The organism is Sphingopyxis sp. UBA6723, from assembly GCF_002454115.1.
Classification (GTDB): Bacteria; Pseudomonadota; Alphaproteobacteria; order Sphingomonadales; family Sphingomonadaceae; genus Sphingopyxis.
On sequence record NZ_DKIH01000007.1, the window covers coordinates 79,714 to 100,891 of the forward strand.

Annotated in this window: 10 protein-coding genes; 5 read left to right on the forward strand and 5 right to left on the reverse strand. The window is 65.6% G+C overall.

What is annotated here, in order from left to right; genetic code table 11:
• Positions 1-82: 82 nt before the first annotated feature.
• Positions 83-3,163 carry a TonB-dependent receptor plug domain-containing protein gene (locus tag B4F07_RS05735; protein ID WP_293698070.1) on the reverse strand — a complete coding sequence of 1,027 codons (3,081 nt, stop codon included), beginning with the start codon at positions 3,161-3,163 and terminating at the stop codon, positions 83-85.
• A gap of 173 nt (positions 3,164-3,336) precedes the next feature.
• Here B4F07_RS05735 and B4F07_RS05740 point away from each other — a divergent pair, with 173 nt between their 5' ends.
• The 5 genes from B4F07_RS05740 (at position 3,337) to B4F07_RS05760 (ending at position 14,157) form a co-directional block, all read left to right on the forward strand.
• Positions 3,337-3,669, forward strand: a complete 333-nt coding sequence (locus tag B4F07_RS05740; protein WP_293698073.1) for a phosphoribosyl-ATP diphosphatase — start codon at positions 3,337-3,339, stop codon at positions 3,667-3,669.
• Between the two features lie 8 nt (positions 3,670-3,677).
• A complete protein-coding gene (locus tag B4F07_RS05745) occupies positions 3,678-4,055 on the forward strand; it encodes a histidine triad nucleotide-binding protein (RefSeq protein ID WP_293698075.1) in 378 nt (125 codons plus the stop codon).
• A 225-nt stretch (positions 4,056-4,280) separates the two neighbouring features.
• Positions 4,281-10,118, forward strand: coding sequence for an alpha-2-macroglobulin family protein (locus B4F07_RS05750; protein ID WP_414711680.1), 5,838 nt, complete (start codon positions 4,281-4,283; stop codon positions 10,116-10,118).
• 229 nt (positions 10,119-10,347) lie between these two features.
• A complete protein-coding gene (gene pbpC, locus B4F07_RS05755; protein WP_293698079.1) occupies positions 10,348-12,495 on the forward strand; it encodes a penicillin-binding protein 1C in 2,148 nt (715 codons plus the stop codon).
• A gap of 102 nt (positions 12,496-12,597) precedes the next feature.
• Entirely contained in the window at positions 12,598-14,157 is a 1,560-nt protein-coding gene (locus tag B4F07_RS05760; RefSeq protein WP_293698082.1) for an amino acid permease, read from the forward strand.
• Positions 14,158-14,221: 64 nt separating this feature from the next.
• Here the strand turns inward: B4F07_RS05760 and B4F07_RS05765 are convergent, their stop codons facing one another.
• The 4 genes from B4F07_RS05765 to B4F07_RS05780 form a co-directional block, all read right to left on the reverse strand.
• Positions 14,222-15,466, reverse strand: a complete 1,245-nt coding sequence (locus tag B4F07_RS05765; RefSeq protein WP_293698085.1) for a multidrug effflux MFS transporter — start codon at positions 15,464-15,466, stop codon at positions 14,222-14,224.
• A 121-nt stretch (positions 15,467-15,587) separates the two neighbouring features.
• Entirely contained in the window at positions 15,588-15,887 is a 300-nt protein-coding gene (locus B4F07_RS05770; protein ID WP_088443263.1) for a hypothetical protein, read from the reverse strand.
• 26 nt (positions 15,888-15,913) lie between these two features.
• Complete coding sequence (locus tag B4F07_RS05775) at positions 15,914-18,799, reverse strand: M16 family metallopeptidase (protein ID WP_293698092.1); 2,886 nt, start codon at positions 18,797-18,799, stop codon at positions 15,914-15,916.
• 101 nt (positions 18,800-18,900) lie between these two features.
• Positions 18,901-21,057 carry an acylase gene (locus B4F07_RS05780; RefSeq protein WP_293698095.1) on the reverse strand — a complete coding sequence of 719 codons (2,157 nt, stop codon included), beginning with the start codon at positions 21,055-21,057 and terminating at the stop codon, positions 18,901-18,903.
• Between the last annotated feature and the right edge of the window lie 121 nt (positions 21,058-21,178).

The window sequence follows — 21,178 nt, forward strand, 5'->3', positions numbered from 1 at the left end:
AGCCCTGCGGGCTGCCACCTCCCCGTTCCGGGGAGGATCAGACAACGTCCACTTCCCACCCGAAGACCGACATCCCAACCCCCTACATCTTCCCCCGCACGCTCAAAAACACCCGCCGCCCCAGATAGTCATATTGCGTCCCGAACGCGGGCGCTTGCCCGATCACCGGCGGCGTCGCCGTCACCACCGTCGACATCCGCGGCGGCGGCGTATCAAACAGGTTCGCGACCCCCAGCGTAATCCGGAACCGCTCGGCCACATCGCGGCTCAGCGACAGCGAGTGATAGAAGGTCGCGGGGACGCTGACATCGGGGCAGAAGCGCCCGCCGGGGCGAAAGCTGGAGGTACGGCACGGATCGCCGCCCTGCGCGCGCAGCAGATCCGCTTCGTTCGACGCGGCGCCCGTCACATCGAGCCCGTAGAACAAGGTCCAGCCACCCTTCATCCAGCCCAGATTGAAATCGCCGACCCATTTCGGATTGCCGATCTTGCCATTGTCGTTGACCGTGGTGCCGGGGAAAAGCGCGACCTTGTCCTCGATCTGCCAGGTCATCTGCGCCCGAAACGCCAGCGTGCCCAGCTTGCCGAGATCCTGATCGACGGCCAGCGACAGGTCGACGCCGCGATTGCGCTGGCGGCTGATATTGACATAGCGGTCGGTGACCCCCGCGACGCTCTGGGTGTCGGGACCGGTCGCCGCGCGGGTAAACAACGCGCACAGCGGCTCGTCGGGGAAGGCGTCCGAATCATAACAGCCGTTCAAAATGTTTCCGGCGCCGAGCAAGGTAATCTCGTCCTTCACCTTGATGTCGAAATAATCGACCGCCAGGCTAGTCTTGAGCCCGCCCCACAATACCCCCGACAGGTCGGGGGTCAGGATCACCGACACGGTTTTGGCGGTCGAGGTTTCGGGCTTGAGCTGGCCAATGCCGCCACCCGAGACGATCGTCGCGGGGCCGATCCCGCCCGTGAAATTCGGGCCGATGCCATCGGCGGCGCAATTGTCGGCCACGCGCTGGCTGATTGCCCCCGCTGCGAGCCGCGCTGCGGTCTGGATGCACGGGTCGATCGCCTGTTGCTCCAGGAAACCCGTCTGATTCTCGAGGAACAGCTCGAACAGCGCCGGGGCGCGGAATGAGGTGCCCCAGGTGCCGCGAAAGCGCAGCCAGTCGGTCACCGCCCAGTCGGCGCCGACCTTCCACGTTGCGTCGCTGAAGCTGTCCTGCACCCCGTCGCGGCGCGTCGCATCGACATGGGTGTAGCGCGCCGCGCCCGACAAGGTCAGCCGCTCGATCAGCGGCACATCGGCGAGCAGCGGCACTTCGACTTCGCCGAACAATTCCTTCGACACGGTGCGTCCGGCGGTGATCCCTGAGGTGGTGAAATTGGCGACATTGCCCGCCCGCGTCGCTTCGCCCGGCGTGTCGTTGATCTCGTCGCGGCGGATATTCGCCCCGAACGCCGCGCCGACGGGTCCGGCGGGCAGGGTGAACAATTTGCCCGTCAACAGCGCCTCGGCCGAGCTTTGCTTGAACAAGGTGCGCCCGGTTTCGCGCCCCGTCAGAAAGGCGCGCTCCGCGGGTGTAAAATCGCCGCGCAGTACGCGCGGGTCGGTGAAGTCGATGTCGATGCACTCCGCGCCGCGGATCGCGGTCGTGGTGCCAACGCACGAGCGGGTGCGCAACGTCTGCGACGCGAGTGCATCCTGATAGATCACGTCTTGCGTATAGCTGGCATCCGACCGGCTGTGCTGGCCGTGAATATCCCATTTCCACCCGCCGCCGAATGTGCCGCGCAGCCCCAGCACCCCGCGGTAATAATCGACGTCAGCGCGGCTCTCCGATTTCACCAGCACCCGCGGGCGCAGGATGAGGTTGCCGCCGAATTCGCCGTTGAGCGGATCGCCCATGTCGAACGGGTCGCAATTGTTCGCCGCCGGATTGCAGAGGAAAAAGGGCAGCATCGACGCGCCGGTAAACTGCTCCAGCGTCAGCACCTGAAAGCCATTGTTGCGCGACTTGCGGTTGTTGAAAAGCGCTTCACCGTACAGCGTGATGCCATCGGTCACGTCATAGGCCGCGTCGGCAAAGGCGCTGATCCGGCTTACCCCCGAAAACACGTCCGAATCCTGCTCGACCGGCTCGAACTGGTTGAGCGCACCAGCCGATGGGCCGTCAAAATTGACCCCGAAGAAATCAGCGGGGCCGAACACCCCGATCGGATTATAGGCGTCGATCGGGATGCCGACCCCCGCAAATTCGGCGCCATATTGTCCGGCAAAGACCGCCTGCCCGTTCGGCGCGATCAGCCCGGGGCCAAAGGTCGGAAAACCGTCCGGATCGACCCCCGAAAAATCGCCGAACACAATCGCATTGCCCACGGTACTGCTGCACGCCGGCCGCCCGGTACGAAAATCGACGATGTCGGCGCGGCTGCCATCGGCCTCGCGCCTCAGATATTCTTCGGAGCAGAACAGGAAACCGCGGTCGCGGCGGGTCAGGTTCTGCTGGCGGAAATAGTCGACGGTTGCGAAAAAATGCCCGCGGTCGAATGTCTTGCCGAAGCTCGCATCGACGCCGTAGCTTTCGCCGCCGCCATGCTCGGTGATCGACGAAAAGCCGCCGCCTTCGAAGCCGTTAAGGTCGTTGCGGGTCAATATATTGACCACCCCCGCGACCGCATCCGACCCATAGATCGACGAGGCACCGGTCTTCAGCACCTCGACCTGGCGAACCACCGACAGCGGCAGGACGTTGAGGTCGAAGGGCGCGACCGACCCGCGGATCCCCGCCGGCCCGGCGCGCCGCCCGTTGATCAGCACCAGCGTCCGCTCGGCGCCCAGCCCGCGCAGCGACACGCTCTGCACATCATTGCCGCCATTGGCGACAAAACGATTGGAAATTGCCGAGGTAATCTGGATCGATCCCTGCGCCGCGGGGGTCGATTGCAATATGTCGGCCAGCTGGACCTGCCCCTGCAGTTTCGCGTTGTCGGGGTCGATGATCTGGATCGGGTCGGCGCTGGTAAATTCGCTCTTGGCGATCCGCGATCCGGTGATGACGATGTCGTCGTCGCCGGTCTGTGCGGCGGTCGGAGTCGCGATCAACGCGATCACCGAGGCCGTTGCGGCCAGAAACACCTGGGGGCGGGTGCCTGATTTCATGATATTTTTTCCGAACTACTAGCGTTGAACCTGCCCCCCGGCGCGGAAAAGATACGGCAAACCGCGTTTCGATATGGTTACCGGCGGATAAAATTCGGATCGTGCGTCCTTCGCGCCACAGCTTGTCGCCGCGCGCCGGCGCCGCTAGTCACGCTCGCAAAGGGAGCGCGCGGATGAGCAAGGCAATGGGTGAAGCGCTGGGGCGGCTCGAGGCCGTCATCCACGACCGGCTCGCCGCGGGCGAGGCCGAAGCCTCCTACGTCGCCAGCCTCGCCGCCAAGGGCCGCGGCAAGATCGCGCAGAAACTGGGCGAGGAAGCCGTCGAGGCAGTGATCGCCGCGGTCAGCGAGGATGACCCCGCGCTGATCGGCGAAGCGAGCGACCTTGTCTTCCATCTCTCGATCCTGCTCGCCGAACGCGGCATCGCCTGGGACGCCATCGCCGCCGAACTCGGCCGCCGCCACGGCACCTCGGGCCACACCGAAAAAGCCAGCCGCCAGCCCTAGGAGCCACCATGCCGATCGACGCCACCCAGCCCTATGACGACAATAATATCTTCGCGCGCATCCTGCGCGGCGAACTGCCGTCGAAGACCGTGTATGACGACGAATTCGCGCTCGCCTTCCACGACATCAACCCGCAGGCGCCGCTCCACATCCTCGTGATCCCCAAGGGGGCCTATGTCAGCTGGGACGATTTCTCGGCGCGCGCCAGCGACGCCGAAATCGCCGGCTTCGTCCGCGCCGTCGGTCAGGTCGCGCGCGACGCGGGGCTCGTCGCCCCCGGCTACCGCCTGCTCGCCAACACCGGGCTCGACAGCCATCAGGAAGTCCCGCACCTCCACGTCCATATCTTCGCCGGGCAAAAGCTCGGCCCGATGCTCGCCATATAGACGTCCGTCGCCCCCGCGAAGGCGGGGGTCGCTGGAGGCGTAGCGCAAAGCCGACTACGGCCCCCGCCTTCGCGGGGGCGACGATCAGGTTTGTCTATGACCGTCGTCACAGCCATTTCCCGAACCGCGGCTAAGCGTTCCCGGTACGCGGCGACGGGTGGACAGCAGCCCCTGTTTCCAGCAGGATAGCGGCGCGGGTTTATGCGGGGAGACGGCGGGATGAAAATGGGTTGGCACGCGCTGGCAGAACGCCTTGCCGGCAAGGCAAAACTGGCGCTGATCCTCCCGCTTTCGCTCGCAATGGCCGCCACCGCGACCGCCGACACCGTGCCGCAGGTCACCCTCGCTACTCCGGGCAGTTCGGGGACCGGCGACGGCACGATCACCCGCTTCACCCTGCGCTTTTCGGAAGACATGGTCCCGCTCGGCGACCCCCGCGCCGCCGCGCCCGCGACCAACGACTGCAAATTGCCCGCCACCGGTCGCTGGGTCGACACCCGCACCTGGGTGCTCGAATTCGACAAGCCGCTCCCCGGCGGGCTGCGCTGCCACGTCGAGCTCCGCAATGGGCTGAAGACCGCGCGCGGCATCACCGTCGCCGGCAACGAACGCTTCGCGCTCGACACCGGCGGCCCCTCGGCGCGCGCGATCCTCGCGGGCGGCATCTATGACGGGATCGAGGAGGAGCAGATCTTCCTCGTCGCCACCAATGTCGCCGCCGACCGTGCCTCGGTCGGGCGCTATGGCTATTGCGCGGTCGACGGCATCGGCGAGAAGATTCCGCTCGACGTCCTGCCGCGCACCACCGCGACCGAAATCCTGACCGGGCTCGGCGACGCCAACTGGTCGCGCCAGTCGTTCACCTATGACGCCGGACTGCCGCTGCGCCTGCCCGCCGCGGGCGCCGACCGCGAGGCGGCGCTCGACCGCGTTGTCCCGGTCAAATGCCGCCGCCCGCTGCCCCCGGGGCGCGAGATGGCGGTGGTCTGGGACGCGCGCATTTCGCAAGCCGGCGTCCCCGGCCGCACTGCGGCACGCGACCAGCGCTTCGATTTCGACGTCCGCCCCGCCTTCACCGCCAAAATGTCTTGCAGCCGCGTCAATCCGCAGGCGGGCTGCAACCCGGTCAAGGATGTGACGCTCAGCTTCGCTTCGCCCGTCGCCCGCGACACCGCGCTCGCCGCGACGCTGACCACCGCCGACGGCAAGCGCCTGACCCCCAAGGTCGATGACGACGACAAAAATGATGCGTATCTGACCAGCGTCCGCTTCGCCGGCCCGCTGCCGCAGAATGTCGACGCGACGCTGATCCTGCCCGCCGATGTCACCGACCAGAGCGGCCGCAAGCTGCAGAACCAGTCGAATTTCCCGCTGAAATTCCACATCGACCGCGCCCCGCCTTTGGTCAAATTCGCCGCCGAATTCGGCATCCTCGAAGCCAGCGAGGGCGGCGTCCTGCCCGTCACCGTGCGCGGCGTCGAAGGGACGATGGTCCAATCGAACCTCAAAATGCCCGCCACCGCGCTGAAAGTCGGCGATGACGATGCGGCAATCGCGCGCTGGCTGAAGCGCGTCGATGACGCCGACGACACCGACTATCGCGAGGAAAAGGACCGCACCGGCAAGGATATCCGGGTCAATTACACCGGCACCAAATCGGTGTTCGCCGATGCCCCCGCGGGCGGCGAGCGCCGCAACCTGCAACTGACCCCGCCCGGCGGCGGCAAGGCGTTCGAGGTCGTCGGCATCCCGCTCACCGAAAAGGGTTTCCACGTCGTCGAAATCGCCAGCCCCGAACTCGGCGCGGCGCTGCTCGGGCGCAAGGCCACGCGCTATGTCGCGACCGCCGCGCTCGTCACCAACATGGCGGTGCATTTCAAATGGGGTCGCGAAGGCTCGCTCGCCTGGGTCACCGCGCTCGACACCGGCCTCCCCGTCGCGGGCGCCGACATCCGCGTCTCGGACAGCTGCACCGGCCGCCTGCTCGCGCGCGGCACCGCCGACAAGGCGGGACGCCTCGCCTTTGCGGGCGGGCTGCCCCAGCCTGAGACCTATTCGAGCTGCGAAGAAACCCCCGATCCGACCAAGAGCGAGGGCCATGCGCTGATGGTCTCGGCGCGCGCGGGCGATGATTTCAGCTTCACCCTCACCGACTGGGGTCGCGGCATCCGCCCCTATGACTTCGACCTCCCCTATGGCTGGTCGGAGCGCGAGGATATTCTCCACACCGTCTTCGATCGTTCGCTCGTGAAAGCGGGCGAGACCGTCCATATGAAGCATATCCTGCGCCGCCCCGTCGGTACCGGCTTCATGACGCCGCAGCCGCTCGCGGGGAAACTGCGCCTCGTCCACCGCGGCTCGGACACCGAATTCGAAATGCCGTTCGCGGTGAGCACCGCTGGCAGCGGCGACAGCGTGTGGAACGTCCCGGCCTCGGCGCCAATGGGCGATTATGAACTGGTGTTCGTCACCAAGGACAAGGATGGCGAGGACAAGACGATCTGGTCGGGCCAGTCGGTCAAGGTCGACGAATATCGCCTGCCGACGATGAAGGCGACCGTCACCGGACCGAAAACCTCGCCGGTGCGCCCGACTGCGGTGCCGCTGTCGCTGTTCGTCGGCTATCTCTCGGGCGGCCCCGCGCCCAATATCCCGGTCGAACTGCGCACCAACTTCCGCTCCAGCTGGTCGCCGCCGCAGGATTACAAGGACTGGGATTTCGACGGCCAGCCGGTCAAGGAAGGCGTGATCCAGCTCGACGACAGCGGCGACGAACCCGCCGCCGACCTGCCGCTCGCGCGCTCGGTGCCGCTCAGGCTCGACGCCAATGGCGCTGCCACGACCAGCGTCGCGGTCGATCAGCCGATCACCGAACCGACGGTGATGGCCGCCGAAATGGATTATGAGGACGCCAATGGCGAAACCTTGACCACCAGCCGCCGCATCACCCTCTATCCCTCCGCCGTTCGCCTCGGGCTCAAGACCGACGGCTGGCTGATGCGCGACAACGACCTCAAGCTCAATTTCATCGCGCTCGACCTCGACGGCAAGCCAATTGCAGGCCAGCGTGTCGCGGTCGCGCTCTACAACCGCGAGATCATCACCGCGCGGCGCCGCCTGATCGGCGGCTTCTACGCCTATGACAACCAGATGCGGACGACGAAGCTGACCGCCAGCTGCACCGCAACGACCGACAAGCTCGGCCGCGCCAGCTGCGCGATGGCGCCGGGCGTGTCGGGCGAAGTCACCGTAGTGGCAACAACGCTCGACGCCGACGGCAACGAAGCACGCGCCATCCGCTCGGTCTGGCTCGCGGGCGACAATGAATGGTGGTTCGGCGGCGACAATGGCGACCGCATGGACGTCATCGCCGAAAAGCCGCGCTACGCCGCGGGCGACACCGCCAGCTTCCAGGTCCGCATGCCGTTCCGCGAAGCGACCGCGCTCGTCACCGTCGAACGCGAAGGCGTGCTGTCCAGCTTTGTCGTGCCGCTGAAAGGCACCAACCCCGTCGTCAAGGTCAAGCTGCCCGCGACCTATGCCCCCGACGTCTATGTCTCGGTGATGGCGGTACGCGGCCGCGTGACCGGAGATGAAAGCTGGTTCCGCAAGATGAAGCGCGCGGTCGGTTTCAAGATCGAAAATAGCGAAGGCGCCCCGCCGACGGCGCTGGTCGACCTCGCCAAGCCCGCCTACCGCATGGGCATCGCGCGGATCAAGGTTGGCTGGGAAGGCCACCAACTCGGCGTCAAGGTCAAGGCCGACAAGGCGAAATATGCAGTCCGCGAAACCGCGAAGGTCAGCATTGAGGTCAAGACCCCGGGCGGTAAGGCGCCCAAAAACGCCGACGTCGCCTTTGCTGCGGTCGACGAAGCCTTGCTTCAGCTCGCCCCCAATGAAAGCTGGGAATTGATCGACGCGATGATGGGCGAGCGCACCCTCGACGTCCTCACCTCGACCGCGCAGATGCAGGTCGTCGGCAAGCGTCACTATGGCCGCAAGGCGCTCGAACCCGGCGGTGGCGGCGGCGGCGACCTGTCGGGGCTGACGCGTGAGGATTTCCGCCCGGTCCTGCTGTGGAAGGGCAATGTCCCGCTCGATGCCAAGGGCCGCGCCACGATCGACGTGCCGCTGTCGGACAATCTTTCGGGCTTCCAGCTCGTCGCTATCGCGACCGACGGATCGCAATTTTTCGGCACCGGCGAAACCAGCGTCCGCACCGTGCAGGATCTCGGCATCTTTGCCGGGATGCCCGAACTGGTGCGCACTGGCGACACCTATGACGCACGCTTCACGCTGCGTAACGGCACCGATCAGCCGATGGAGGTCACCGCGACCCCGACCTTGTCGCCCGCCGTCGCGACCGCGCCGCCGCTGACCGTCACCATTCCGGCGGGCGGCGCGGTGCCGATCAGCTGGTCGATGACTGCGCCCGAACAGACCGGTTCGATCGAATGGACGGTCGAGGCGGTGGCCAAGGGCGGCAAGCAGCGCGACCGGCTGGTCTTTGCGCAGCAGGTCGAACCCGCGGTGCCGGTCGAAACCTGGGCGGCCAGCCTGTTCCGCGTCGGCCCCGGCACCACCCTGCCGATCGGCATCCCCGCGGGCGCGCTGCCCGGCGGTTATGTCGACGTCGCGCTGGCAGGAACGCTCGCGCCGCCGCTCGCCGGGGTGCGCGATTATATGAGCGCCTATCCCTACACCTGCTTTGAACAGGAAACGTCGCGCGCCATCGCACTCGGCGATCTCGGGCGCTGGCAGGCACTCGCCGGGGCGCTCCCGACCTATCTCGATAGCGACGGCCTGCTCCGCTACTGGCCGAACGAGCGGATGGAAGGCTCGATCGAGCTGACCGCCTATGTGCTCAGCATCACCGCCGCGAACGGCTTTGCGATCCCCGAAGCGCCCAAGGCGCGGATGATCAAGGCGTTGCAGGCGGTGGTCGAGGGACGGCTGACCCGCAAGTGGTACGGCCCCTATGACATCCGCCCGGTTCGCATCGCGGCGCTCGCGGCGCTCGCGCGCAACAATGCGTCGAGTGCGCAGCTGGTCGCCGCGAACGATGTCGCCCCGATCGATATGGCGACCGGCACGCTCGCCGACTGGCTGGTGGCAATCGAACGCACGCCGGGGGTCCGCGGCGCGCCCGCGCTGCGCACCGCCGCCGAAGCCGAGCTGCGCAAGCGCCTCGTCTATGAAGGCACACGTCTCGATCTCGTCGACGATGCCAAGGCACCGTGGTGGATGATGACCAGCGGCGACGAAATGGCGATCAAGGCGCTCGAAGCCACACTCGGCCGCAAGGGCTGGGAGGATGACGCGGGCAAGCTGATGGTCGGCGTCGCCCAGCGCCAGCGCAAGGGCCATTGGGACACCACCCCCGCCAATGCGTGGGGCGCGGTCACCGTCCGCCGCTTCGCCGAACTCTATCCGGCGAGCGCGATCACCGGGGTCACCAACATCAGCCTCGCGGGCGCCAGCGCCTCGCAAAGCTGGCCGCTGCCTGCCGAGCCCGTCTCGCCACTCCGCGTCGCGCTGAACGCGGCAACGATGAGCCTGAAGCATGACGGCACCGGCGCGCCATGGGCGACGGTCAGCGTCAAGGCCGCGGTGCCGCTCAAGGAACCGCTCAACGCGGGGTACCGGATCAAACGCTCGGTCAGCATCGTCAAGGCGGCGAACAAGGATCGCCTGACCCGCGGCGACGTGATCAAGATCCGGATCGAGGTCGTCGCGGCCGCGGGCCGGACCTGGGTCGTGATCAACGATCCCGTAGCCCCCGGCGCGACGATCGTCGGCAACCTCGGCGGCCAGTCCGAAATGCTTGCCGATCAGGCGAGCGGATCGGGCGCACAGCCGAGCTATGTCGAGCGCGGCCGCGACAGCTGGCGCGGCTATTTCGGCTGGATGCCCGCGGGCACCCACGCGGTCGAATATGTCGTGCGTTTGAACGGCTCGGGCCGCTTCTCGCTCCCCCCGACGCGGGTCGAGGCGATGTATTCGCCCGCGATCCGCGGCCAGTGGCCGAACGGCACGCTGACGGTGGCGAGCGTGGGAGAGTGACGATCACGCACCCTCCCTGTCACCGTTCGTGTCGAGCGAAGTCGAGACACCCCGAAGGCATGCATGACCGATGGGCATCTCGACTTCGCTCGATGCGAACGGGTAAGGTTGGCACCTTATCCCAGTCCCTGTGCCCCTGCGAAGGCTGGGGCCCATCACCGATCGGTTCAAACTCGCACCGGCAGGAGATGGGCTCCCGCCTTCGCGGGAGCACGCGCTAATTTAGACAATGAATTTACCCCGCAAACGCCGCTGGCCCCACGCCGTCGCCTGGCTCGCCCTCGCCCTGCTCATCCTCACCACCGCCGCGCATCTCCTCACCCGTCCGCCCCCCATGCCCACCTACGCCGCCGTCCGCGCCGACTGGCAGCCCAGCGAAGCCTGGCTCTACGACCGCGACGGCCAGTTGCTCGACAGCGAACGCGTCAATTTCGAACGCCGCCGCCTCGCGTGGGTGCCGCTGAAGGACATCAGCCCCGCGGTCCGCGATGCGGTGGTGCGAAGCGAAGACCAGCGTTTCTGGTCGCACGGCGGCGTCGACTGGCTCGCAGTCGCCAGTGCCGTCCGCGCGCGGCTCAAGGTCGGTGGCACCGCCGACCGCTCGCGCGGCGCCTCGACCCTTCCCATGCAGCTCGCTGCCTTCCTCGACCCGAGCCTCGCCCAACCCGGCCAGCGCGACTGGCGCACCAAGCTCCGCCAGATGCGCGCCGCACAAGCACTCGCCGCGCAATGGTCGCATGCCGAAATGCTGGAGGCCTATTTCAACCTCTTGCCCTTGCGCGGCGAAGCGCAGGGCATCGGCGCCGGGTCGCGCGCGCTGTTCGGCAAGCGCCCCACCGACTTGACCCGCACCGACGCCGCCTTGTTCGCCGGCCTGCTCCCCAATCCCACCGCGGGCGCCGAGGCGCTCGGCCGCCGCGCCTGCCGCGTCGCCCAAACCCGCGACTGCACCGCGATCCGCGCCGCGGCCGCGACGCTCGTTTCAGGCGACCGCGCCGCACAGCTCGACCCTGCGCTCGCCCCGCATCTCGCCGTCCGCCTGCTCGACCAGCCCGGCAAGCGCGTCACCACCACCATCGACCGCCGCATCCAGACCGCGGCGATCGTCGCGCTCCGCCGCCAGCTCGCCGGGCTCGGCTCCGACCGCGTTCGCGACGGCGCGGTCGTCGTGCTCGACAATGCGACCGGCGAAGTCCTCGCCTATGTCGGCGGCGTCGGCCTCAAATCGACCGCCGCGTCGGTCGATGGTGCCAATGCCCGGCGGCAGGCCGGCTCAACGCTCAAACCGCACCTCTATGCGCAGGTCATTGAACATGGCTGGCTCACCGCCGCGTCGATCCTCGACGATAGCCCGGTCCAGCTCGACACCGCCTCAGGGCTCTACGTGCCCAAAAACTACGACCGCAGCTTCAAAGGCCCGGTCAGTGTCCGCCACGCACTCGCCTCTTCGCTCAACGTCCCTGCCGTCCGCGCCCTCGTCATCGACGACGTCCAGCAATTCCGCGACCGCCTCTGGGCGCTCGGCTACCACGGCCTCGTCGAGGACGGCGAATATTACGGGTTCAGTCTGGCGCTTGGCTCGGCCGAAGTTTCGCTCGTCGAACAAGCCAACGCCTTCAGAACATTTGCAAATTCCGGAAAGTGGTCACCGGTCAGTTTCGACGCTGCGCAGCACCTTCGCCAGCTTCCACCGCGCCAGATCGTCAACCCCGCCGCCGCCTTCATCGTCGGCGACATCCTCGCCGACGCCGCCGCTCGCACCGACGCCTTCGGCGCCGACAGCGCGCTCCGCCTCCCCTTCTGGGCCGCCGCCAAGACCGGCACCTCGAAAGGCATGCGCGACAATTGGTGCATCGGCTGGTCCGACCGCTTCACCGTGGCGGTGTGGGTCGGCAATCTGGAGGGCGATTCGATGCGCGCCGTCTCGGGCACCTCGGGCGCCGCGCCCGTCTGGCGCGACGTGATGCTCGCGCTCCACGCCGGCAGCCCCGGCAAGCCCCCGGCGATGCCGGCGGGCATCGAAGCGCGCCAGATCGCGCTCCCCGGCACCCGCGAACCGCCACGCCGCGAATACTTCCTCCGCGGCACCGCGCAAACCGAAATGGCCGCCGCGCCGCAAGCCGCACGCCGCCCCCGCATCACCAGCCCGGTCAGCGGCAGCGTCTATGCGCTCGACCCCGACATCCCGATCGACCGCCAGCGGCTCGCGGTGACGGTCAGCGGATCGGTCGCCGGATACCGCCTGATCCTCGACAAAAAACCATTGGGCGACGCCGATGCCGGCCAGCAGATCCTGCCGCGCCCGGGCAGCCATATGCTCGCGCTGGTCGATCCCGGCGGGCGCATGATCGATCGGGTCCGCTTTACGGTGCGGTAAGCCGTGGCCCCGGTCGGGAAATTAAGTTGCGCTGCCGCACGGAGCGGCTAGTCTGCGCAGCTTGGAGACGGACGGCAACCAGCCGCCACAAGGGGACAATTTATGCTACTTGACCGGGTAAAACCGTTAGATGCCATTTTAGCGACAGCCCAAAAGAAATCGTTGCACCGAACCTTGGGCGCTTTTCAGCTCACACTGTTCGGGATCGGCTGCGTCATCGGAACCGGCATTTTTGTGCTGACCGCCGCCGGCGCGCAAAAGGCCGGGCCGGGCCTGATGCTGGCCTTTGCCATCGCTGGCTTGATCTGCATCGTCGCGGCACTCTGTTACGCCGAAATTGCCGCAATGATCCCCGTCGCCGGCTCTGCTTATACCTACACATATGCGACGATGGGCGAAATTCTAGCCTGGACTGTCGGCTGGGCGCTCGTCCTTGAATATGCGGTGGCGGCGTCCGCCGTGTCGGTCGGCTGGTCGGGTTATCTCAACGGATTGCTGATGGAGTTTTTCGGCTTCCAGTTCCCGGCGTTCCTGTCCGGTGCGCCGCTCGCGCTGGGCGGAGTCGAAGGCGGATTCATCAACCTACCGGCCGTTGCCATTGCGTTGCTCATGACTTGGCTGTTGATGATCGGCACCACCGAAAGCGCGCGCGTCAACGCTGTGCTGGTCGCGATCAAGGTCTCCGCTCTCACTGCGTTTATCGCGTTGACCCTGCCAAGTGACCAGTTTTCGACCGAACAGTTCAATCCGTTCCTGCCCGCCGGGATTTTCGGCGGCTTTGGCTCAGGTATCGGTGCGGTCGGCGCTGCAGCGACGATCTTCTTCGCCTATGTCGGTTTCGACGCCGTTTCAACCGCCGCCGAAGAAACCAAGAACCCGCAGCGTAACGTCCCGATCGGCCTGATCGGTTCGCTGCTGTTCTGCACCGTTTTCTACATCCTCGTCGCGGCCGGTGCCGTCGGCACCGTCGGCGGTCAGCCGATTATGGGGCCGAACGGCATCCCCTTCCCCGCCGGGTCGGAAGAGCTGGCGCGCCAGTGCGCGACCTATGCCGCGAACGAACTGCCGCTGGTCTGCTCGAACGAAGCGCTCGCCCATGTGCTGCGCCAGATTGGCTGGTCGGGGGTCGGCAACATGCTCGGCATCGCCGCCTTCGTCGCGCTGCCTTCGGTCATCCTGATCCTGCTGTTCGGTCAGACCCGCGTCGCGTTCGTGATGAGCCGCGATGGCCTGCTCCCAGAATCCTGGAGCAAGGTACATCCGAAGTGGAAAACCCCGCATGTGATCACCGCGATCACCGGCGTCGCCGTCGCCTTTGCGGCCGCTTTCCTGCCGGTCGGCAAGCTCGCCGACATCGCCAATGCCGGGACGCTTTATGCGTTCATGATGGTCGCCGTTGCGGTGATGATCCTGCGCAAGACTGCGCCCGATACACCGCGCGCATTCAAAACCCCTGCTTTGTGGCTGATCGGGCCGCTCACGATTGCAGGAACAATCTTCCTGTTCCTCAACCTGCCGTTCGAAGCGATGATCGTGCTTCCGGTATGGGGCGCCGTCGGCCTCGTTTTCTATTTCCTCTATAGCCGCAGCCGCAGCCACCTCGGTCGCGGCATTGTCGAAGTGCATGAGGACGATCTGGAGCCGCACGCGCCGATCAACTGATCGTCAGGCGTCGGCGCCAATGAAACGGGCCGCCCCGGCATGACCGGGGCGGCCCTTTCGTTTGTCAGAACGGCGTTTTGGGCGCCGTTCCCGGCCGCGTGAACAGCATGCCGCGCTCGGCCCAGAATACAAGCACCAGCCCGACGACCGCGCTGATCAAAAAGGCGTAAGCGAGCGGCAGGGTCGTGCCGTCATATTGCTGCCCGATCAGCGCACCGACCACCGCCGCCAGCAGGGTCTTGGCAAAGCTCTGATACGAAGAAGCGACCCCGGCCATGTGGCCGAAATCTTCCATCGCGATCGAACCGAAATTGCTGCCGATAAAACCGATCAGCCCGACATTGACCATCATCAGGGCGGTGAACATCCACAGCGTCTCGGCGCCGCTCAGCGCCGCGATAATCTGCGCGATTGAGCTGGCCATGAAGGCGAACACCGCAGTCTGGGACACTCGCCGCGCGCCAAACCGCTCGACGATCGCAGCGTTCGAGAAATTGGCGATCGCAATGCCCACCGCGACGCAAGCAAAGATCAGCGGAAACCAACTCTGCGCGTTGAACACCTCGTCGATGATCTGTTCGCTGCTGTTGAGATAGCCATAGAGCGCGCCCTGCATCATGCCCGATGCGATCATATAACCCGCGGCGCGGCGATGCCGTGTCACGGTGGCCCAGCCGCTGACCATCGTCCGCCAGTCGAGCGGGCGGACGTCAGCGGGCTCGAGCGTTTCGGGCAAGCGGCGGAGCCAAGCGATCATGACGAGGCCCATGACCGCGAGGACGATGAAGATCGCGCGCCAACCCGCCAGGGCCGCGACCCCGGCACCGATCGTGGGCGCGATGATCGGCACGATCATGAAGACGAGGAAAATCAGCGACAGCCGCTTCGCCATCGCATCGCCCGCGAACAGGTCGCGGATCACCGCGACGACAATTACGCCCAGCGCCGCGCTAACCAACCCATGGCCAAAGCGCAGCGCGAGTAGCATCGGAAAGCTCGTCGCCAGCCCGCATCCGATCGAAAACGCGACATAGGCGAACAGCGCTGGGACGAGCACGCCCTTGCGCCCGAAGCGGTCCGCGAGCGGGCCATAGATCAGCGAGCCGAAGCCGATCCCAAGCAGATAGAGCGAAATGACATATTGCCGGTCGTTGGCGACAAGGACGCCGAGCCCTTTGCCGATCGCCGGCAGCGCGGGCAACATCGCGTCGATGGCGAGCGCGTTGAGCGCCATCACCATCGCCATCATGACCACCATTTCGCGTTCGCCCGGCAGGGTTCGCTTGGGGGGTGGGGCCGGGTTGTGCATCGCAGCAGCCTATGGTCCCAAGCCGGTGCTTTGACCACCCCCCAAGGCAACGAGCATTGCTATGCAACGCAAAAGGGCCGCTCCTCGCGGAACGGCCCTCAATGCATGTCGGTCGAGCCGCTTAGCCCTGGCGGGTGCCGGTCATCGCCATCGATCCGAACGCACCAGCCTTGATCGTACCGGTCAGCGCGTCGCCGTCGATCGTCGCTTCGCATTCGAGCGTCATCGGCATCGGTACCTTCATGTCCATGGTCCAGGTCAGCTTGTTGCCATCGACCTTGCCGTTCTGGACGTCGAGCGCACCCATTGCGCCGGCGTTCGAACCGGTGAAGCTGTCACCATCGCTCTTGACCGTGAACACCGACTTCTGATCGCCCATCGGCGATTTGGTAACGCAATCATAGCTGCCATCTACAGACATCGAAGCTCTCCTTACTGATATCAATGTTAGTTAATCGGTGTCGCTGTTTCCACCGGCAAACCCAATCCGTCAAGCTGTGGTTTGACCACCGCCGCATCGCCGACAACCACATAGACCAGATCGTCGGTGCTGAGCGCCTTGCGCGCCGCAGCGTCGATTTCGGCCGTCGTCATTGCTTCATAGGTGGCGGGCAGCGTTTCGTAATAATTGTCCGGGCGGCCGAATTTGACGATCTGCCGCAGTCCGGCCAGCACATCGGCCGACGTTTCAAAGCTGCCGGGCAATTCGCGGACGCTGCCGTTGATGGTGCGCTCCAGCTCTTCCTTGGTTACACCCTTGTCGGCGAGGAAGCTTTTGAGGTCTTTCTGCAACTCCTTGATCGAATCGCCGGTACGGTCGGCCTGCACCGGCGCCACCGCCACCCAGCTCAGCCGGTCGGTCTCACCCGAAATCCGGCTGCGCACGCCATAGGACCAGCCTTTGGTTTCGCGTAAATTGGTGTTGAAGCGCGACAGGAAATTGCCTCCAAAAATGTCGTTGGCTGAGCGCAGCACCTCCAGTTCGTCGCCGCCCTTGGCGTCGAGTACTTTGCCCGCGACGATCACCGATTGGGGCGATTTGGGGCGGTCGAACAGCACAATCCGCGGCTGCGGCGCCGGAATGGCGATATCGAAATTCTTGACCGGCTTGGCGGTTTTCGGCGCCTTCCAAGCCCCCAGCGTCGAATCGAGCTGCTTCTTCACCTCGGCCAGCGTCGTGTCGCCGACGACAAAGATCCGCGCATTGTCGGGGCGGATCCACGCGCTATGGAATGCTGCCAACTGGTCACGCGTCGCTGTTTCGACCGCCTTGGCATCGCCCAGCCCCGACGGCGGAATGCCATAGGGATGATCGGCGCCATAGAGCATCGGCGCCATCAGGCGGGCTGCGATCGCGTTGGGATTGTTGAGTTCGGCCTTGAGCCGGTTGAGCTGCTGCGCCCGAACCCGCTCCAGTTCCTTGGCATCGAACGCCGGGTTGCGGATATAGTCGGCGAGCAGCGATAGCGAAGCGCCCAGATTGGGCTTCAAGGCAAACAGGCTGAACACCGTTTCGTCGGCATTGGCGGTCGCATCGATCTGCGCGCCAAGCCGTTCCTTTGCCTCGGCAAAGGCGATCGAGTTGAGGTTGGTGGTGCCCTCATCCATCAGGCTGAGCATCAGCGACTGGGTGCCAAGCGCGCTGTGCGGATCGGCGGCGTAGCCCGCGTCAAAGCTGACCGCGACATTGACCGTCGGCACCGTCGTGCGGCGCGCGAAGACAACCTCGACGCCATTTTTGAGCTTGGTGCGCTCGATCGCCGGGAAGTCGAGCGCGGTCAGGTCGGCAACCGCAGGCAATTGCGAGCGGTCGGCGATCGATGCCGCCGCGCCGATGCCGGTGTCAGGACCGATGTCGCCGAGTGCCGGGTTCCAGTAACGGTCGGGGGCAACCGCCTCGGTCACCTTGCCCGCCGTCACGGCGCCGCCGCGGTTCTCGCCGCCTTCGGTGCGCTCGCCGGGGGTGTAGGTGAGCGAAAAGGCTGGGCGCGACATCCATTTGCGCGCTACGGCGGCGACTTGTTCGGGCGTGGATTTCGCCATCCGGTCGAGTTCGACCTTATAATAGGCCGGATCGTTCGAATAGAGCGCCCCCTCGGCCAGCGTTACCGCCTTGCCGCCAAAACCGCCGACCGATTCGAGCCCCGCGATGGTGCCACCGAGATAGCTTGCCGCGGCGCGTTGCAGCTCGTCAGTCGTCGGGCCAGTTGCAAGGAATTTCGCGATTTCGTCGTCGAGCTTCTTGCCGACCGCCGCAACATCGGTTCCCGGCTTCACATCGGCCTGGACGATCAGGATGCCGGCATCTTCAAAAGACTGGGCAAAAGCGGCGACGCTCACCGCGACCGGGTCGGTGCGGACCATCGCATTGTCGAGCCGCGACGACGACAGGCCGCCGAGTACGGCAGTTGCCATTTGCAGCGGCACGGCTTCGGCATCGTTAAGCCCGGGGATCGCCCACATGCGATAGATGCGCGGGGTCGGGATCAGGTCCTTGACCTCTTTCGCGAGCGGCGCGGGCAAGGTTGGCACGCTGGTTTGAGGTGCGGTGATTTCAGGTCCGCGCGGAATGTCCCCGAACCAATTTTGCACCTTGGCCTTGGCGGTCGCGACATCGACGTCGCCCGCCAGCACGAGCACCGCATTGTTCGGGCCGTAATTGTCGGTGAACCATTTCTTCACATCGTCGAGGCTCGCCGAATTGAGGTCGGCCATCGAACCGATGGTGCTGTGGTGATAGGGATGACCCTTCGGAAACAGATTCTCGAAAATCTCGTAACGCAGCAGGCCATAGGGGTTGTTGTCGCCCTGGCGCTTCTCATTCTGGACGACGCCGCGCTGGTTATCGAGCTTTTCCTGCGTCACCGCGCCAAGCAGATGCCCCATGCGGTCGCTTTCGAGGAAGAGCGCACGGTCGAGCGCGCCGGTCGGGACGGTTTCGAAATAGTTGGTGCGGTCGACGTTGGTCGTGCCGTTGCTGTCGGTCGCGCCGACCTGTTGCAGCGGCTCGAAGAAATCGCCGGGGGCGTTTTCCGAGCCGTTGAACATCAGATGCTCGAACAGATGCGCAAAGCCGGTCTTGCCCTTGGGCTCATGCTTCGACCCGACGCGGTACCACACCGACACCGCGACGACGGGCGCCTTGCGGTCTTCGTGGACGATCACGCGCAGGCCATTGTCGAGTGTGAAAGCCTCGTAAGGAATGTCGACCGCTTTGACCAAATCGGCGATCGGGGCCGGATCGGCGGCTTTGGCCTTGGCGAGCGCGGGACCTGCAGCAACAAGCGACGTGGTCACCGCTAGGGCGAGGGCGAAACGATGGAAACGGGGCATGGGCATCCTCTAGGATAATTGCGGCAGACGCGAGACGGCCTGCTTGCGACCGGGTGCCGGACGGCACTGTATCAACGGTCTAGGACAGGCTTTCGCCGCTTTCAAGGCCGATAGAAGCGCGCCCCGCTGGCTTTCAGCGCCGCGGGATCGAACAACACCGGTTTCAGCTGGTGGCGCACGAACAGCGGCGCCTGATCGTTATAGTGCGGGCTTTCCGGCCGCGTCGTCGCCGATCCGAAGGGCTGGATCGATTCCGATCGCACCCGGCCCTGCTTGTCCCACGTCATGAACATGATGAAGCTGTCGCCGTGGCGCACCTTCAACCGCCCATCGGGTTCGGCGTCCCACAAGGTCGAGGCGCGCACCGTATCGTTGCCACCATCGAGCGGCAGGTCGATCCGCGACGCGCCTTCGCCGTGACGCAGCCGCAGCACGGTCCCGAGTTTGGGATCGAGCCCGCCAAAATGCGTCTGCAAATGCGTCACTGTTTCGGCCAGCACGGTGCGCGGATCGGGACCGGCGCGGCGCTGATAATGACTGCCGTTCGCGGGGCGCAGCACCATGAGCGCCAGCGCATCGCCTTTCCCCGTGCCGTCGAGGTTCCAGTCCCAGCGGCGGAGCAGGTTCTGCGCATCGACCAGCGCCGGATCGTCCTTGACGTTCAGCGCCAGCAAGCGATCCATCCACGCCTTGGCATAACCCGTCTTGGCATAAGCGGTATCATATTTGATCGCCTTCAACCGCGCCTCGTCGATCTGGCCCGATGCTTCGAACAGCTCGATCAGCCGTGTCGCGCGGTTGGTCATGTCATCCTCGACACCGAGCAGCGGCGAGAAAGCCGCGGCGTCGAGTTCGTCACCCGGCCCCGCCGCGACCCACGGCGTGTTGTTGGCGTTCATCACATAGCCCGAGCGCGGATTGACCAGCGCCGGGGCACGGTCGAACGGCAGCGTCTGCGTCCAGAGCGCCGCCGATGTATCGCCCGGCAACACCCCGCGCCAGTTGAACCCATCGGGCCGGTCGGGGAACATCGCGTTATAGAACAGGGCGATATTGCCCTTGACATCCGCGTAGATGAAATTGGTCGCGGGCACGCCCTGCCCCGCCATCGCAGCGCGCCATTCGGCAAAATCCTTTGCCTTGTTCAGCCGGTAATATTGGGTGACCATCGCCGACTGGTCGATCCCGGCATAGCGGATGGCAAAGGCACCCTTCGCATTCTTGACCACCGGACCATGGACCGAGCGATAGATGGTGCGCGGGACCGGCAATGCGAACGGGCCGAATTTCACTTTGAGCCAGACGCGCTTTTCTTCAAGTGGTCGCCACGCGCCGTCGTAGCGATATTGATCGCCGTTCTCATTCAGCACCAGCTTGTACACATCGATCAGGTCAGGGCGATTGACCGTGTTGGTCCAGCCCAGATATTTGTTGTGGCCGAGGAAGGGATAGGGGGAGCCGGGGAAATTCGCGCCCGCGAAATCCCAGCCTTCCTCGCTATGGACCACCAGTTCGTACCAGGCGACGCCGCCGGTCCACGGCTGGTGCGAGTTCGAAACCAGCCGGGTCGCGCCGTCGGTGGAACGCGCAGGCGCCACCGCCATCGCGTTCGATCCGTTCGAAGCCGGGTCGCTGCCCACCGGCGTGTCCGCGCGCGGGACGATCTTGCCCGTTGCGTCCAGCGCCGGACCGCCCTCGCGGTTCAGCGGCTTGCCTTCGACCAGCGACCCCAGCACCGAATCGAGCCCGAAGAAAAACGGCGAGCGCAGCACGAAGCCCGCAACGACATCCTCGCCGGTCACCGGGAACAGTCCCGACAGACGCACTTCGCCGGGATGCTTGTCGGCATAATGGTTGAGTCCCGCAGCATAAGCCGTGAACAGCGCCTGCACATCCTTGGGCAGCCGCGGCCAGTCGCGCGCCGTAGTTGCGCGCACATCGAGCAACGCCGCAGCATAATCGACCTTGGCGCCATCCTGCCCCAACATCGCTCCGGCGCGCCCGCGCGTCATCGCCAGTACTTCCTGCAAAGTCGCAAAATCATCCTCGGCGTGCGCGTAGGCGACGCCATAGGCGACGTCTGCGTCGGTTTTGCCAAAGATATGCGGCACCCCGAACTTGTCGCGCGCGATGCGGACATCCTGCGGCTTGAACGTCGGTGCGGCAGGCGCTTCGGCGGTCAGTGGCTCCCACAGCGCCAACGAGGCGGCGGTGACGACGAGCAACAGCAGAAACCCCAGCAAAATCCGTCGCAGCATCTCTGGTCCTCTTCATGCGCCCGATCCGCGCCTGTCTGGCCGTCATGTCGTCCGATGGCAAGCGACTGTCGTTCGTCGAGCCGAATTTGCGATCGGACGCCACTTGGCTATGCAGGGTGCC

Excerpts from the sequence above, each read along its gene's own strand:
- B4F07_RS05735 (WP_293698070.1), bottom strand. The coding sequence starts at position 3,163 with ATGAAATCAGGCACCCGCCCCCAGGTGTTTCTGGCCGCAACGGCCTCG.
- B4F07_RS05740 (WP_293698073.1), top strand. The coding sequence starts at position 3,337 with ATGAGCAAGGCAATGGGTGAAGCGCTGGGGCGGCTCGAGGCCGTCATC.
- B4F07_RS05745 (WP_293698075.1), top strand. The coding sequence starts at position 3,678 with ATGCCGATCGACGCCACCCAGCCCTATGACGACAATAATATCTTCGCG.
- B4F07_RS05750 (WP_414711680.1), top strand. The coding sequence starts at position 4,281 with ATGGGTTGGCACGCGCTGGCAGAACGCCTTGCCGGCAAGGCAAAACTG.
- pbpC (WP_293698079.1), top strand. The coding sequence starts at position 10,348 with ATGAATTTACCCCGCAAACGCCGCTGGCCCCACGCCGTCGCCTGGCTC.
- B4F07_RS05760 (WP_293698082.1), top strand. The coding sequence starts at position 12,598 with ATGCTACTTGACCGGGTAAAACCGTTAGATGCCATTTTAGCGACAGCC.
- B4F07_RS05765 (WP_293698085.1), bottom strand. The coding sequence starts at position 15,466 with ATGCACAACCCGGCCCCACCCCCCAAGCGAACCCTGCCGGGCGAACGC.
- B4F07_RS05770 (WP_088443263.1), bottom strand. The coding sequence starts at position 15,887 with ATGTCTGTAGATGGCAGCTATGATTGCGTTACCAAATCGCCGATGGGC.
- B4F07_RS05775 (WP_293698092.1), bottom strand. The coding sequence starts at position 18,799 with ATGCCCCGTTTCCATCGTTTCGCCCTCGCCCTAGCGGTGACCACGTCG.
- B4F07_RS05780 (WP_293698095.1), bottom strand. The coding sequence starts at position 21,057 with ATGCTGCGACGGATTTTGCTGGGGTTTCTGCTGTTGCTCGTCGTCACC.